Annotated in this window: 13 protein-coding genes; 7 read left to right on the top strand and 6 right to left on the bottom strand. The window is 35.6% G+C overall.

Annotated elements, in window-relative coordinates; translation table 11 throughout:
* Window positions 1-209: 209 nt before the first annotated feature.
* The 6 genes from gyrA to dnaA all read right to left on the bottom strand — a co-directional run bounded on the left by gyrA (window position 210) and on the right by dnaA (window position 8,880).
* On the bottom strand, window positions 210-2,681 hold the full coding sequence (gene gyrA, locus BAU23_RS15525) for a DNA gyrase subunit A (protein WP_001282858.1): 2,472 nt from the start codon (window positions 2,679-2,681) through the stop codon (window positions 210-212).
* A gap of 88 nt (window positions 2,682-2,769) precedes the next feature.
* Window positions 2,770-4,692: a DNA topoisomerase (ATP-hydrolyzing) subunit B gene (gene gyrB, locus BAU23_RS15520; RefSeq protein ID WP_000435984.1), complete on the bottom strand. Its 1,923-nt coding sequence runs from the start codon at window positions 4,690-4,692 to the stop codon at window positions 2,770-2,772.
* 38 nt (window positions 4,693-4,730) lie between these two features.
* Window positions 4,731-5,858, bottom strand: coding sequence for a DNA replication/repair protein RecF (gene recF, locus BAU23_RS15515; RefSeq protein ID WP_000470960.1), 1,128 nt, complete (start codon window positions 5,856-5,858; stop codon window positions 4,731-4,733).
* 12 nt (window positions 5,859-5,870) lie between these two features.
* Complete coding sequence (gene yaaA, locus BAU23_RS15510) at window positions 5,871-6,083, bottom strand: S4 domain-containing protein YaaA (protein ID WP_000835828.1); 213 nt, start codon at window positions 6,081-6,083, stop codon at window positions 5,871-5,873.
* Window positions 6,084-6,211: 128 nt separating this feature from the next.
* Complete coding sequence (gene dnaN / locus BAU23_RS15505) at window positions 6,212-7,357, bottom strand: DNA polymerase III subunit beta (RefSeq protein ID WP_071734780.1); 1,146 nt, start codon at window positions 7,355-7,357, stop codon at window positions 6,212-6,214.
* Window positions 7,358-7,539: 182 nt separating this feature from the next.
* The gene (dnaA, locus tag BAU23_RS15500) at window positions 7,540-8,880 is read right to left on the bottom strand and encodes a chromosomal replication initiator protein DnaA (RefSeq protein WP_000428011.1); all 1,341 of its coding nucleotides are present in this window, start codon (window positions 8,878-8,880) and stop codon (window positions 7,540-7,542) included.
* 564 nt (window positions 8,881-9,444) lie between these two features.
* Here dnaA and rpmH point away from each other — a divergent pair.
* The 7 genes from rpmH to rsmG all read left to right on the top strand — a co-directional run bounded on the left by rpmH (window position 9,445) and on the right by rsmG (window position 15,724).
* Entirely contained in the window at window positions 9,445-9,579 is a 135-nt protein-coding gene (gene rpmH, locus BAU23_RS15495; RefSeq protein WP_000831901.1) for a 50S ribosomal protein L34, read from the top strand.
* A gap of 76 nt (window positions 9,580-9,655) precedes the next feature.
* Window positions 9,656-10,003, top strand: coding sequence for a ribonuclease P protein component (gene rnpA, locus BAU23_RS15490; protein ID WP_000728888.1), 348 nt, complete (start codon window positions 9,656-9,658; stop codon window positions 10,001-10,003).
* Window positions 10,004-10,055: 52 nt separating this feature from the next.
* Window positions 10,056-10,823: a YidC family membrane integrase SpoIIIJ gene (gene spoIIIJ / locus BAU23_RS15485; RefSeq protein WP_071734779.1), complete on the top strand. Its 768-nt coding sequence runs from the start codon at window positions 10,056-10,058 to the stop codon at window positions 10,821-10,823.
* Window positions 10,820-11,437: an RNA-binding cell elongation regulator Jag/EloR gene (gene jag, locus BAU23_RS15480; protein ID WP_000022801.1), complete on the top strand. Its 618-nt coding sequence runs from the start codon at window positions 10,820-10,822 to the stop codon at window positions 11,435-11,437. Before spoIIIJ ends, jag begins: the two co-directional genes overlap by 4 nt.
* A gap of 228 nt (window positions 11,438-11,665) precedes the next feature.
* Complete coding sequence (mnmE, locus tag BAU23_RS15475; RefSeq protein WP_000393751.1) at window positions 11,666-13,042, top strand: tRNA uridine-5-carboxymethylaminomethyl(34) synthesis GTPase MnmE; 1,377 nt, start codon at window positions 11,666-11,668, stop codon at window positions 13,040-13,042.
* A 51-nt stretch (window positions 13,043-13,093) separates the two neighbouring features.
* Window positions 13,094-14,983, top strand: coding sequence for a tRNA uridine-5-carboxymethylaminomethyl(34) synthesis enzyme MnmG (gene mnmG / locus BAU23_RS15470; RefSeq protein ID WP_000541046.1), 1,890 nt, complete (start codon window positions 13,094-13,096; stop codon window positions 14,981-14,983).
* A 21-nt stretch (window positions 14,984-15,004) separates the two neighbouring features.
* Complete coding sequence (gene rsmG / locus BAU23_RS15465) at window positions 15,005-15,724, top strand: 16S rRNA (guanine(527)-N(7))-methyltransferase RsmG (protein ID WP_001019628.1); 720 nt, start codon at window positions 15,005-15,007, stop codon at window positions 15,722-15,724.
* Window positions 15,725-15,803 lie beyond the last annotated feature (79 nt).

Raw genomic sequence — 15,803 nt, 5'->3', positions numbered from 1 at the left:
GACGTTTCACGTTGTTTGTTTCGTTTAGTTTTCAAAGTTCAACATCGCGTTTCAGCGACTTTTATAATATATCATAGTATATTGTTTTCGTCAACAAGTTTTTTAAGATAATTTGTATCTCTCATTTGCTGACTCTGCCTATTATATAGACTTCTCTATTACTATGCAAGTATTATTATAAAAAAATAAGAGGGGGAAAAATCCCCCTCTTATTCTTCAGAAGAAACCTCTTCATTAGATTCCTCTTCTTCATCTTTTTGTGCTTTTGCTACTGTCGCTACCTCTTGTTCATCCTCTAAACGGATTAGACGGACACCTTGCGTATTACGTCCCATTTGAGAGATTTGATCAACTGGCATACGAATAATAATGCCTGCCGCTGTAATTAGCATGATGTCTTCTTCACCTGTTACAGACTTAACTGCTACTAATTTACCGTTCTTATCTGTAATGTTACAAGTCTTCAGACCTTTACCACCACGACTTTGCAGACGGTACTCATCAATCGGTGTACGCTTTCCGTAACCATTTTTCGTTACAATTAGAACATTTACATCCTCTTCAACAATTTCCATGCCTACAACTTGATCTTCATCACCTAATGTAATTGCTTTTACACCAGCCGCATTACGTCCCATAGAACGCACATCTTGCTCATTGAAACGAATTAACATACCGTTGCTTGTTCCAACGATAATATCCTTATCACCAGATGTTAAGCGTACAGAGATTAATTCATCCTCTTCACGAAGAGAAATCGCAATTAAGCCATTCGTACGTATATTTGCAAATGATGAAAGTGGTGTTCTTTTAGAGATACCTTGTTTTGTTGTAAAGAATAAGAACTGATCATCACCAAATTCACGAATTGGAATAATGGCGTTAATCCACTCCCCTTTATCTACACCTAATAGGTTAATAATCGGTATACCTTTTGCTGTACGGCTATACTCTGGGATTTCATATCCTTTCGTACGGTATACTTTACCCTTATTAGTGAAGAATAAAATATGATCATGTGTAGAAGTAGTCAATAGATGCTCTACGAAATCATCATCATTCGTTCCCATTCCTTGCACACCACGCCCGCCACGGTTCTGCGTTTTGTACGTAGAAGCTGGTAACCTCTTAATATAACCGTTATGAGTTAACGTAATTGCAATGTTTTGCTCTGGAATCAAATCTTCATCTTCAATAAATTCCATACCGCCAATTGTAATTTCCGTTCGTCTCTTATCATTGAAGCGCTCTTTTACTTCCGTTAATTCTTCACGAATAATCTCAAGAACTTTCTCTTCATCTGCTAAGATTGCTTTTAATTCAGCGATTAACTTCATTAACTCTTGATATTCTTGCTCAATTTTTTCACGTTCTAATCCTGTTAAACGTTGCAGACGCATATCTAAAATTGCTTGTGCTTGTTTCTCACTTAAACCGAAACGTTCCATTAAGCCTTGCTTTGCAATATCTGCTGTTTTCGAACCACGGATTAACGTAATAACTTCATCAAGATGATCTAGGGCAATTCGTAATCCTTCTAAAATATGAGCACGTGCCTCTGCTTTTTCTAATTCATAAGCAGTACGTCGACGAATTACTACCTTCTGATGCTCCAAGTAATGATATAAATTTTGTTTTAAATTCAATACTTGTGGCTCTCCATTTACAAGAGACAACATATTAATACCGAAACTTGTTTGAAGTGCTGTATGTTTATATAGATTATTTAATAGTACATTGGCATTGGCATCACGACGTACTTCCATAACAATACGCATACCGTTTCGATCTGACTCATCACGTAAATCCGTAATACCTTCAATTTTCTTATCACGAACTAATTCTGCAATTTTTTCAATTAATCGCGCCTTATTAACTTGATAAGGCAGTTCAGTTACGAGAATAGATTGTTTACCATTTGACTTCTCTTCAATTTCAACTTTAGCTCGAAGCATAATAGAGCCTCTACCTGTTTCATATGCTCTTCGAATCCCACTTCGTCCCAAAATTAAACCTGCTGTTGGAAAATCTGGTCCTGGAATAAACTCCATTAATTCCGCAATAGTAATGTCAGGATTATGGCTTAGTGCCAATACGCCATCAATTACTTCACCAAGTTGATGCGGCGGAATGTTTGTTGCCATACCAACTGCAATACCCGTCGTACCATTCACTAATAGATTAGGGAAACGCGCTGGCAATACAATAGGCTCTCTTTCAGAACCATCATAGTTATCTTGATAATCAATCGTATTTTTTGAAATATCACGTATTAATTCCATAGAAATCTTAGACATTCTTGCTTCTGTATAACGCATTGCTGCTGCCGAATCACCATCAACAGAACCAAAGTTACCATGTCCATCAACAAGCATATAACGTTGACTAAAATCTTGCGCCATACGTACCATCGTCTCGTAAACAGCTGAATCACCGTGAGGGTGATACTTACCGATTACTTCACCGACAATACGCGCTGATTTCTTATACGCTTTATCAGCTGTAATTCCTAAATCATTCATCGCATATAAAACCCTACGATGCACAGGTTTTAATCCATCACGAACATCTGGTAATGCACGAGATACGATAACACTCATTGCGTAATCTAAAAATGAGGTACGCATTTCATGACTAATATTAATTTCTCGAATTCGTGCTTGTTGTTGATTGTCTGACATCAACGAGCACCTCCTCTTACATTTCCGTTACACATACATTGATTTATATGTAGAAGACAGGAATACTTAGATTCCTGTCATTACTCATTTAAATATCAAGGTTTTTCACGTATTTTGCATTTTCTTGGATAAAGTTACGACGTGGCTCTACTTTATCTCCCATTAAAATTTCAAATGTTTCATCTGCCTCAATTGCATCTTGAAGAGAAACTTGAAGTAATGAACGTACTTCCGGGTCCATTGTCGTCTCCCATAACTGAGTTGGATTCATTTCCCCTAGACCTTTATAACGCTGAATTCCAGGCTTAGGTTGAGCTGGTAATTCCGCTAAGATTCTTTCAAGTTCCTTATCATTGTAAGCATATTGAATTTTCTTACCTTGTTGTACTTTAAACAAAGGCGGCTGTGCGATATATATATATCCACACTCAATTATTTGACGCATATAACGATAGAAGAACGTTAATAATAGGGTACGAATATGTGCACCATCAACATCGGCATCGGTCATAATAATAACTTTATGATAGCGTGCTTTTTCAATATCGAAGTCTCCGCCGATATTTGTACCGATCGCCGTAATAATTGTACGAACTTCATCATTTGATAAAATCTTATCTAAGCGTGCCTTTTCAACATTAATAATTTTACCCTTCAGCGGTAAAATTGCTTGGAAATGACGATCGCGTCCTTGTTTTGCAGATCCACCCGCAGAGTCACCCTCTACGATATAAATTTCACTAATCGCTGGATCTTTAGAAGAACAGTCTGCCAATTTCCCTGGTAAACTTGAAACTTCTAAAGCGCTCTTTCGGCGAGTTAACTCACGAGCCTTTTTAGCTGCTACACGTGCACGCGCTGCCATAGTTCCTTTATCTATAATCTTACGTGCAACATTGGGATTTTCCAGTAAGAACTTTTCAAATGCCTCTGAGAATACTGACTCTGTAATTGTTCTTGCTTCACTATTTCCAAGTTTCGTCTTCGTTTGTCCTTCAAATTGTGGATTTGGATGTTTAATTGATACGATTGCCGTTAGACCTTCACGAACATCTTCACCAGTTAAATTACTATCCGCATCTTTTAAAATATTATTTTTACGACCATAATCGTTGATTACACGTGTTAGGGCAGTTTTAAATCCTACCTCATGTGTACCACCTTCATACGTATGAATATTATTTGTAAATGAGTAAATATGATTTGTATATCCTTCGTTATATTGAAGCGCAACTTCAACCTGAATACCATCTTTTGAACCTTCTACATATACAGGTTCTTCATGAATTGGTTGTTTTGAACGATTTAAATGTTCAACATATGATTTAATTCCACCTTCATAGTGAAACTCTTTCTTTTGCTTATGTTCACGCTTATCTTCAATTGTTAATTTAATATTACGATTTAAAAATGCCAACTCACGCATACGAGTCGCTAACGTATCAAATTCATATTCTGTCGTCTCTTTAAAAATCTCTGGGTCCGGCTTAAAGCGAGTTATTGTTCCAGTTTTATCTGTATCACCAATGACTTTTAAATCCGCAACTGGGATACCTCTTTCATACTTTTGGTAATGAATTTTTCCATCACGATGTACAAATACTTCTAGTTCTGTTGATAAGGCATTTACAACAGATGCACCAACACCATGCAAACCACCAGAAACCTTATAACCGCCACCGCCAAATTTACCTCCGGCGTGAAGGACAGTCATGATAACTTCTACTGCAGGACGTCCCATTTTTTCTTGTATACCAACTGGAATACCACGTCCATTATCCGTTACAAGAATACTATTATCTTCTTCAATACTAACGTTGATTTCATCGCAATACCCCGCTAAGGCTTCATCGATACTATTATCGACAATCTCCCATACAAGGTGGTGAAGTCCTTTTCCACTTGTAGTACCAATGTACATACCCGGACGTTTCCGAACTGCCTCTAGTCCTTCAAGTACCTGTATCTGACTTTCATCATATGCATTTTCTTGCATTTGCTTTTGTTCCATTGACACAAAGATCACCTACTTTTCCATTTAAACAGGGATTATGCCCTGTCCATTTCACAATCTACCGTGCCGTTCATTACATGAATTGTTTTCGCTTCTTTTAATGTTTCGTGTTCAATTCCGTCGACACTCGTCGTTGTCACAAATGTTTGCACTTTTCCTTGAATTGTATTTAACAGATGTGATTGACGATAATCATCCAATTCTGATAATACATCATCCAATAAAAGAATAGGATATTCCTTAACTTCTGAGTAAATCAATTCAATTTCAGCTAATTTTAGGGACAGTGCGGTCGTTCGTTGTTGTCCTTGTGAACCAAAGACTTGAACATTTTTACTATTAACGAAGAATTGTAAATCATCACGATGAGGACCAATTAAAGTTGTACCACGGAAAATTTCACGTTGTTTCACAGATTGAAAACTTTCATAGTATACTTCTTTTATTTTCGACAAATCCATTGATTCTGATACATCTAAGCTTGGTTTATAGACGATTTCTAATTCCTCTAATCCTCTGCTAATCCCGCGATGTATCGGCGCAGCCCATTCTTGTAGTAAATGCAAAAACTCAAAACGTTTTCGCAATATTTTTGCACCATGCTCAATGAGTTGAAGTGTAAATACATCCAACATCGTTTCCTCATTTTTACTATTCCCTTGCATCTTTTTAAGCAAGTGATTTCGTTGCGTGAGCACTTTTTGATATTGGCTTAGTTCGTACAAATAAACGGGCGCTATTTGTCCTAGTTCCATATCTAAAAAGCGTCTTCTTACTTGAGGGCTTCCTTTTACAAGATTTAAATCTTCTGGGGCAAACATCACAACGTTCATTTCACCAATATATTGGCTTAACTTTTGTTGTTCAAGTTGATTTAGCTTTGCCTTTTTACCTTTTTTGGAAATATTTAATTCTAAAGACAAAGAACTATTTCTTTTTTGTAATCTACCTTTGATTTGACCGTAATCCTCATCCCATCGAATAAGTTCACGATCATTAGAGGTTCTATGAGATTTTGCCATCGCTAATACGTAAATGGCCTCCATCAAATTTGTTTTCCCTTGTGCATTTTCACCAATAATTACATTGACCTTGTCCTCAAAGGAAAGCTCTAACTTTTCATAATTACGATAGTTTTTTAATTGTATTTCTGTAATAAACAAAGGGATCCCCCTTTATGCCTGAACTTGGAAAGTTCCACTTCCCGGAATTTCAATAATATCATTCGCATATAACTTGCGACCTCTTCTATTCTCAAGCTCTTGATTCACGTACACTTCATATTCTTGTAAGAACCATTTCACAGCTCCGCCCGTATCAATTACATCGGCTAGCTTTAAAAATTGTCCTAGTGTAATGTATTCTGTTGAAATTTTAATACTTTTCATAAAAATCTCTCACTTTCTGAAAGTGTTCATTCTTTCATTGTACTAAATAAACTAGCATTAGGAAAGCAATACCCTAAAATCAAATAAGGGTCACTAGTACCTTTAAACTAGCAACCCTCAACCCTTACTTAGTAAGTACGTACCGGTAAAATTAATTGGATGATGGAATCATCATTTACTGTACGAATCAAAAACGGCCTCATCGCCCCAGTAAAGCTAATTTTAATTTCTGTACTATCTAAAGCTTTTAATGCGTCCATCATATATTTTGCACTAAAAGATATTTTTAATTCTTCTCCATCTACGTTTTCACATTGAACTTCTTCTACTACTTTTCCGATTTCTGGTGAATTTGAAGAAATCTCAAGCATTTGTTGTTCTAATGTCGATAATTTAACAACATTGTTACGACCATCTCTTGCTAATAGCGAAGCACGATCAATTGCTTGTAAAAATTCTTTTGTATTCACAAAAATGTCTGTCTTACTCTCGGCTGGAATTAAACGTGTTGTATCTGGATAGTTACCTTCTAACAATCTCGAGAAGAATAATAAATGTTTTGTACGGAATAATACTTGATACTCCGTAATAACGATATCTACCATTTCTTCAGATTCATCTAGAATTTTACTTAATTCATTTAAGCTCTTACCAGGAATAACGACATTGGCTTGAAATTCATCAGCAATATTATACCCTTCAATTTTTGCTTTACGAAGTGCTAGTCTGTGACTATCTGTTGCAATACAAGTTAACTCGCTGTTATATACTTTCCAGTTTACACCTGTCAAGATCGGTCTTGTTTCAGAAGTTGAAACTGCAAATACCGTTTGCCTAATCATATGTTTAAGTAAATCTGTTGGAATCTTAAATACATGATGTTCTTCAATCTGAGGTAGTAACGGATATTCAGCTGAATCTAAACCATTTAAATTAAACTCTGATTTTCCAGATTTTATTTTTGTCATAAAATGATTTTCCACAGAAATTTTAACAATTTCTTTAGGTAATTTTTTTACGATCTCACTAAAATATTTTGCTTGTAAAACAATACTTCCTGATTGTTCAATTTCAACAACCTCTTTTCCAGCATCTTCGACTGGGATAAATGATTCGATAGAGATATCTGCATCGCTACCTGTTAAAGTAACCCCTTCTTCAGTTGCTACAACTTTAATTCCTGTAAGAATTGGAATTGTTGTACGAGAAGAAACTGCCTTCATTACATCTTGTACACCTCTTACAAGATAGTCTTTTTGTATTGTAAAACGCATAACGAAAAACCTCCGGTAAGTATAAGATTTTATTTATTTAATAAAGATAAAAAAGTAGTAGTAATAGTAATAGGGCTTGTGGATATGTGGATAACCCCGTTTAAAGATGTAAAAACAGTCTATCTACATGTGGATAGACTGTGCGTAAAACAAGGTAAGTTATTCACACTATTCAGCTACTACTACTTTAAAATATCATTAATTTCTTCGACATGTTTTTGTAATTGAGTATCCGTTTTTAATAGCTTCGAAATTTTTTCGTGAGCATGGATTACTGTTGTATGATCGCGACCACCAAATTCTTCACCTATTTTTGGTAAAGATGAGTCCGTAAGTTCGCGTGATAAATACATTGCAATTTGACGAGGGAATGCAACGGATTTTGTACGTTTTTTTGCTTTGAAATCTTCTAATTTTACTTGATAGACGCCCCCAACAGCCTTTTGAATATCAGAGATAGAAATAATTCTAGGTATAGAGTTTGGAATAATACCTTTAAGTGCTTCAGCTGCTAAATCAGCATTAATATCTTTATTAATTAAAGATGAATAAGCTACAACGCGAATAAGTGCACCTTCTAACTCACGAATGTTAGAATCAATTTGATTTGCAATATAAAGCATAACCTCATTTGGTATATCAAGGCCTTCTGCTTTTGCTTTTTTACGTAAAATTGCAATTCTAGTTTCTAAATCTGGTGGCGTAATATCCGTAATTAAGCCCCATTCAAAGCGAGAACGAAGGCGATCTTCTAAAGTTGGGATTTCTTTTGGTGGTCTATCACTTGAAATCACAATTTGTTTACTTTCTTCATGTAACGCATTAAATGTATGGAAGAACTCTTCCTGTGTTTGTTCTTTTCCAGCAAGAAATTGAATATCATCTATCAATAAGACATCTACATTACGATATTTATTACGAAAATCGACAGCTTTATTATCACGAATTGAGTTAATGAATTCATTTGTGAATTTTTCAGATGATAAATATACAACTTTTGCATTCGGGTTGTGTTCAATTACATAATGCCCAATTGCGTGCATTAAATGTGTTTTTCCAAGTCCAACGCCCCCATAAATAAAGAGCGGATTATAAGCTTTAGCTGGAGCTTCAGCTACAGCTAAAGAAGCAGCGTGTGCAAAACGATTACCAGAGCCAATAACAAATGTATCAAATGTATATTTTGGATTTAGCATGCTCTGTGGTAAATGAGTAGAATCATCTTGTACTCGATTTTTTTTAATAGGAGGAAGATCTATATCCTCTTCCGCCTGACTTTGGGGAATAATAAAACGAATAGCTAGTTTTGCCCCTGTTAAATCATAAAGTGTTTCCGAAATGAGTTCTGAATAATGGGATTCTAGCCAGTCACGAGCAAATTCATTTGGAGCTGTAATAGTTAATACATCTTTTTTCAAGTTATGAGCGGTTGTTGATTTTAACCACGTTTCATAACTTGGCTTACTTACCTTTTTTTCTAAGTCTTTCAAGGCACTATTCCATAAATCAGAGATATTTTCCAAAGGTGTCCCTCCTTTACAAAGATGGTAAAAGAATAAGGTTGCGCAACAATTGTACAACCCGTAAATATTTTAAATGCATATTTATACGAAACGTATTTTAAAATATAAAAACGTTGTTTGTATCCGAGATAGAGTTTTCGACAAAAAAACAAATGTGGACAACTATTTACCCACATGTGGTTTAAACTGTCCACATGTTATACACAAATTGTGGATAAAATAAAGATGTGGAAAACTTATTCAAAGTGAAAACACAACTATAATATCAAAAAAAAGTAGCTATAGCAATGAATTTAAGAAAGTTATCCACAAAATCAATACCTTGTGGAATAAACTTGTCCACAACACGATATACTGTGTAAAAGTAAAAAAAGAGTTTGTGGATACAAAAAAAGAGAAAATATATTTATCCACAAGGAAATATAGGGGCTGTGAAAAAGTCTGTGAATAGGTTCAAAATGAATATTTGATGAAAATTTCAAGAACCATTGACATTTTCCTAGTTGATTAACTATAATTTATTAGACTGTCTTTAACAGATATTCCTCAGGGAGGTGTCATATAATGAAAAGAACTTACCAACCAAATAAACGTAAGCGCAGCAAAGTACATGGTTTCCGCAGCCGTATGAGCACAGCGAACGGACGTAAAGTGCTAGCAGCTCGTCGTCGTAAAGGAAGAAAAGTATTATCTGCGTAGACCACTGATCGTTCAGTGGTCTTTTTTTCTAATAATAATGAATTTCCGCTGATGAAATACAGGAGTGTCAATTGATATGAAGAAAAAAAATCGTATAAAAAAGAATGATGAATTTCAGGCTGTTTTCCAAAAAGGACAGTCGAATGCTAATCGTCAGTTTGTTGTATACCAGTTAAATAAAGAAAAACAGCCATACTTTCGCATCGGTCTTTCTGTTAGTAAGAAAATAGGAAATGCAGTAGTTCGTAATCGAATCAAGCGTATGATTCGCCAAGCGATTATGGAATTAAAAGATGAGATAGATTCTGGAAAAGATTTTGTTATAATAGCAAGGAAGCCTTGTGCAGAGATGACATATGAAGAGTTAAAGAAAAGCTTAATTCATGTCTTTAAACGCTCTGGTATGAAAAGAATAAAAAAGTAGCGTAAGGAAATGAATTACACTATATACATACCGAAACAAGGAGGAGCAGGCTTTGAAAAAGAAAATAGGTTTAATAGCCATGGTTGTTGTGTTAATGGCAATTGCTACTGGTTGTAGTGAAACAAATCAGCCGATTACACCGAAAAGTACTGGGATTTGGAATGAATATTTCGTATACCCGCTTTCTCAGTTAATCACGTATTTTGCAAACTTATTTGGTAGTAATTACGGCTTAGCAATCGTGGTTACAACTCTTATTATTCGTTTTGCATTATTACCATTAATGATCAAACAAACGAAGAGTACGAAGGCAATGCAAGCGTTACAACCAGAAATGTTAAAATTAAAAGAGAAATATAGCTCAAAAGATCAAGCAACGCAGCAAAAATTACAACAAGAAATGATGCAGTTATATCAAAAAAATGGGGTAAATCCATTAGCAGGATGTTTACCAATTTTTGTTCAGATGCCTATTTTATTCGCGTTTTATCATGCGATTATGAGAACATCAGAAATTAGTAAGCATACATTCTTATGGTTTGATTTAGGACAGGCAGATCCTTACTATATCCTTCCAATTGTTGCGGCTATTACGACTTTTATTCAGCAAAAACTTGCAATGGCAGGAACGGCTGGACAAAACCCGCAAATGGCAATGATGATTTGGCTTATGCCAATCATGATTTTAGTCTTTGCAATTAACTTCCCAGCAGCACTATCACTATACTGGGTAGTTGGTAACATCTTTGGTATTGCTCAAATGTATTTGATCAAAGGGCCTGAAATTAAGGCTAGTAAGGCAGGAGGATCAAGCAAGTGAGTATAATTACTGCTAAAGGACAAACAGTCGAGCTGGCAGTACAAGATGCTTTAAGACAATTAAATGTTTCGAAAGATCGAGTAGATATAAAGATTATTGATGAGGGTAAGAGGGGATTCCTAGGTTTATTTGGGAATCGCCCCGCTATAGTAGAAGTTGTAGTGAAGAAAGATCCCATCCAAGAGTGTGAAGAATATTTAAAAAATGTTATTCGCAATATGGGTGTGGAAGTTGAGATTAGAAAAGTTGTAAAAGGACGCGAAGTGGAATTTACAATTTCTGGTGAAAACGTAGGTGTTTTGATTGGTAAAAGAGGAAACACCTTGAATTCTTTACAGTATTTAACAAAACTTGTGGCAAATCGTAATACGAAGCAATATATTGGCATCACACTAGATGCTGAAAATTATCGTAGTAAAAGAAAAAGTACGTTAGAATTGCTTTCTTATCGATTAGCAAAACAAGCAGTAAGTACGAAAAAAAGAGTTATGTTGGAACCTATGCCATCTTTTGAACGAAAGATTATTCATCAAGCATTATCTAATCATCAAAATATCATTACAACTTCTGAAGGAAAAGAACCACATCGATATGTTGTAATATCTTCCAAGTGACCGGTTACTCAATTGAGTGCCGGTTTTTTTGAGGCGAAAATAAATGTGGATAACTAAAAAAACACTAAACTTATCCACTGTTAATAAGTTTAGTGTTTTTTACATGAGGACATAATAAAATGAGTTATTATTCTTTTGCAGATAGGTTCGTTATGGTATCCTAATAATTTAGTGACGTAAAAAAATCATGTTGAAATAGAGATAAATAAGCAAGTGAGGTGAAAGGACATGGAATTTGATACAATTGCCGCAATTTCCACAGCTCTTGGGGAAGGTGCAATTGCCATTGTTCGAGTAAGTGGGGATGATGCGATTGAGAAAGTCGATCGCATTTTTAAAGGGAAAGATTTAACACAGGTTGATTCTCATACAATTCATTATGGTCATATTGTCGATTTAGATACAAATCAAGTAATTGAAGAAGTTATGGTATCGATTATGCGTGCACCTAGGACTTTTACGCGTGAAAATATAGTAGAAATCAACTGTCATGGTGGACTTGTTTCGGTAAATAAAGTATTACAGCTTATTTTAGCACAAGGAGTACGTTTGGCAGAGCCTGGTGAATTTACGAAACGTGCTTTTTTAAATGGGCGTATTGATTTATCACAAGCGGAAGCTGTTATGGATTTAATCCGTGCAAAAACAGATCGTGCTATGAACGTGGCGATCAACCAAATGGAAGGGCGATTATCTAAATTAATTGGCCGCCTGCGTCAAGATATATTGGAAACGTTAGCCCATGTTGAGGTAAATATAGATTACCCAGAATATGATGATGTAGAAGAGATGACGCATAATATTTTAATTGAGAAAGCTACACATGTTCGTGCTGAAATTGCGAAAATATTAGAGACATCGAAGCAAGGAAAGATTTTACGTGAAGGTATTGCTACGGCAATCATCGGTAGACCTAACGTTGGGAAATCATCGCTATTAAATAGTCTCGTTCAGGAGAAAAAAGCGATCGTAACTGATATTGCAGGAACAACGAGAGATGTTATTGAAGAGTACGTTAATGTGCGTGGTGTACCACTTAAACTTATAGATACAGCAGGTATTCGTGAAACAGAAGATGTTGTTGAACGAATTGGTGTAGAGCGTTCAAAAGAAATGATGAGCCAGGCCGATTTAGTGTTAGTTGTAGTCAATTATAGTGAAGCTTTAACGAATGAAGATGAAGAACTATTCCGTGCCGTACAAGGAAAAGACTTCATTATTATTGTCAATAAGACAGATTTACCGCAAGAGATTGATATGGAACGTGTTACAGAGCTAGCTGCAGGAAATCGTGTTATTACGACGTCTTTAATTGAGGAGCAGGGAATTGATGAGCTTGAAAAGGCGATAGCTGATTTATTCTTTGAAGGAGCAATTGATTCTGCAGATATGACATATGTTTCTAACACGAGACATATTGGATTATTAACACAAGCAGGAACGACAATTGGAGATGCAATTGAAGCCATAGAAAATGGTGTTCCAATCGATATGGTACAAATTGATTTAACAAGAACATGGGAAATACTTGGTGAAATTACTGGTGATACCGTCCATGAAAGCTTAATTGACCAGTTATTCTCTCAGTTTTGTTTAGGAAAATAATAAAGCGAAGCAACGTTTTAGAAAGATAGAGATTATTAGGAGGAATAAACAATGGGATACAATGCCGGTTCATACGATGTCATAGTAATCGGTGCAGGTCATGCAGGATGCGAAGCTGGTCTTGCGGCAGCACGAATGGGCTCAAAAACCTTAATGTTAACAATTAACTTAGATATGGTAGCATTCATGCCATGTAACCCTTCTGTTGGTGGACCAGCAAAAGGGATTGTTGTTCGTGAAATTGATGCATTAGGCGGAGAAATGGGACGCAATATTGATAAGACACATATTCAAATGCGTATGTTAAATACGGGTAAAGGACCAGCTGTACGTGCGCTTCGTGCACAAGCTGATAAATTCTCTTACCAACATGAATTAAAGAAAACAATTGAAGAAACACCAAACTTAACGTTGTTCCAGGGAATGGTAGAGCGTTTAATCGTTGAAGATGGTGTATGTAAAGGGGTAATTACACAAGCTGGTGCTGAATACACGGCAAAAACAGTTGTAATTACAACTGGAACATTTTTACGCGGTGAGATTATTATGGGTGATTTAAAATATTCAAGCGGTCCAAATAATCAGCAACCATCTATTACTTTATCCGAACATTTAGAGGAACTTGGTTTTGATCTTGTTAGGTTTAAAACAGGTACGCCTCCGCGTGTAAATAGTAATACGATTGATTACAGTAAAACAGAAATTCAGCCAGGTGATGACAAGCCACGAGCTTTCTCTTTTGAAACGACAAAGTTTATTATGGATCAAATTCCATGTTGGTTGACGTATACAAGTACAGAAACACATCGTTTAATAGATGAAAACTTACATCGCTCAGCTATGTATTCTGGTATGATTAAAGGAACAGGACCTAGATATTGTCCTTCAATTGAAGACAAGGTAGTTAGATTTAATGATAAGCCACGTCATCAAATTTTCTTAGAGCCAGAAGGACGTAATACACAAGAGGTATATGTTCAAGGTTTATCGACAAGTTTACCAGAAGATGTGCAACGTGACATGCTTAGAACAATCCCTGGTCTAGAAAATGTTGAAATGATGCGTACAGGTTATGCAATTGAATATGATGCAATTGTGCCAACACAACTATGGCCAACACTTGAAACAAAAAAGATTAAAAATCTATATACAGCAGGACAAATTAACGGAACTTCTGGTTACGAAGAAGCAGCAGGACAAGGGCTTATGGCTGGGATTAATGCAGCGTGTCGTTCTTTAGGTAAAAAAGAAGTTATTTTAGGCCGTGCTGATGCTTATATTGGTGTCTTAATTGATGACCTTGTAACGAAAGGTACAAATGAACCATATCGTTTATTAACGTCTCGTGCAGAATATCGCCTATTATTACGCCACGATAATGCTGATCTTCGTTTAACTGAAGTTGGTCGTGAAATTGGCTTAATTAAAGAAGATCGCTATGAGCGATTTACAAATAAAAAGTTACAAATTGAACAGGAAAAGGAACGTTTAGGGAGCATTATTATTAAACCACGTCCTGAAGTTCAAGAATTAATTCGTAGTATTGGTGGAAGTGAATTGAAAGATGGAATACGTGCAAGTGACTTATTACGTCGTCCAGAGGTGACATATGAGCATATTCATCTTTTAGTACCAAGTGAAGTAGCATTAAGTGATGAAATTACGGAACAAGTTGAAATTCAGACTAAGTACGAAGGATACATTGAAAAATCTTTACAGCAAGTAGATCGTATGAAGAAAATGGAAAACAAAAAAATCCCTGTGGATATTGATTATGATGCGATTTCTAGCCTTGCCTCAGAAGCGAGACAGAAATTGAAAGATGTTCGTCCACTTTCAATGGGGCAGGCTTCACGTATTTCTGGCGTAAATCCAGCTGATGTTTCCATTTTGCTTGTGTATATTGAACAAGGAAAAATTGCACGAGTATCGAACCAATAAATAGTAAGGAGATATTGCTAGATGAACATAGAACAATTTCAATCTATGCTAGAAGAGAAGGGTATCACCCTCTCTTCTAGACAATTAGAGCAGTTCAAAATCTACTTTGAAACGTTAGTAGAGTGGAATGAAAAAATGAATTTAACAGCTATTACGGAGAAGGAAGAAGTATACTTAAAACACTTTTTTGATTCTATTACAGCTGCTTTTTATTATGATTTTTCGAAACCATTCTCTATTTGTGATGTTGGCGCAGGAGCTGGATTCCCAAGTATCCCGTTGAAAATCTGTTTCCCACATTTAAAAGTAACAATTGTAGATTCATTACAAAAACGTATTAATTTCTTAAATCACTTAGCGCAAAAATTAGAGTTAAGTGATGTTGCATTTTGTCATGATCGTGCTGAAACATTTGGGAAAAAAGAAGGTGTACGTGAATCATACGATATTGTGATGGCACGTGCAGTTGCACGTCTTTCTGTATTAAGTGAGCTATGTTTACCACTTGTAAAAGTTGGAGGAACATTTATTGCAATGAAAGGTGCTGCAGCAAACGAAGAAATTGAAAATGGCAAGTATGCTTTAGAGGTACTAGGCGGGGAATTAAAAGAAATGTCTACGTTCCAATTACCATTTGAGGAAAGTGAACGTAATATTTTATTAATCGAGAAAAAGCGCAAGACACCAAAGAAATATCCACGCAAACCGGGAACACCCAATAAATTACCTATTGAAAAATAAATCTTATTAGACGTAAGATTGAATTATATAAATGAAAACGTAAATGTTTCATAGGAAACATTTTATGGAGAATAGTCAA

The sequence above is a fragment of the Bacillus nitratireducens genome, assembly GCF_001884135.1.
GTDB classification, from domain to species: Bacteria; Bacillota; Bacilli; order Bacillales; family Bacillaceae_G; genus Bacillus_A; species Bacillus_A nitratireducens.
Note: the sequence above shows the minus strand (reverse complement) of the source record. Positions and strands in the feature narration are given on the sequence as shown.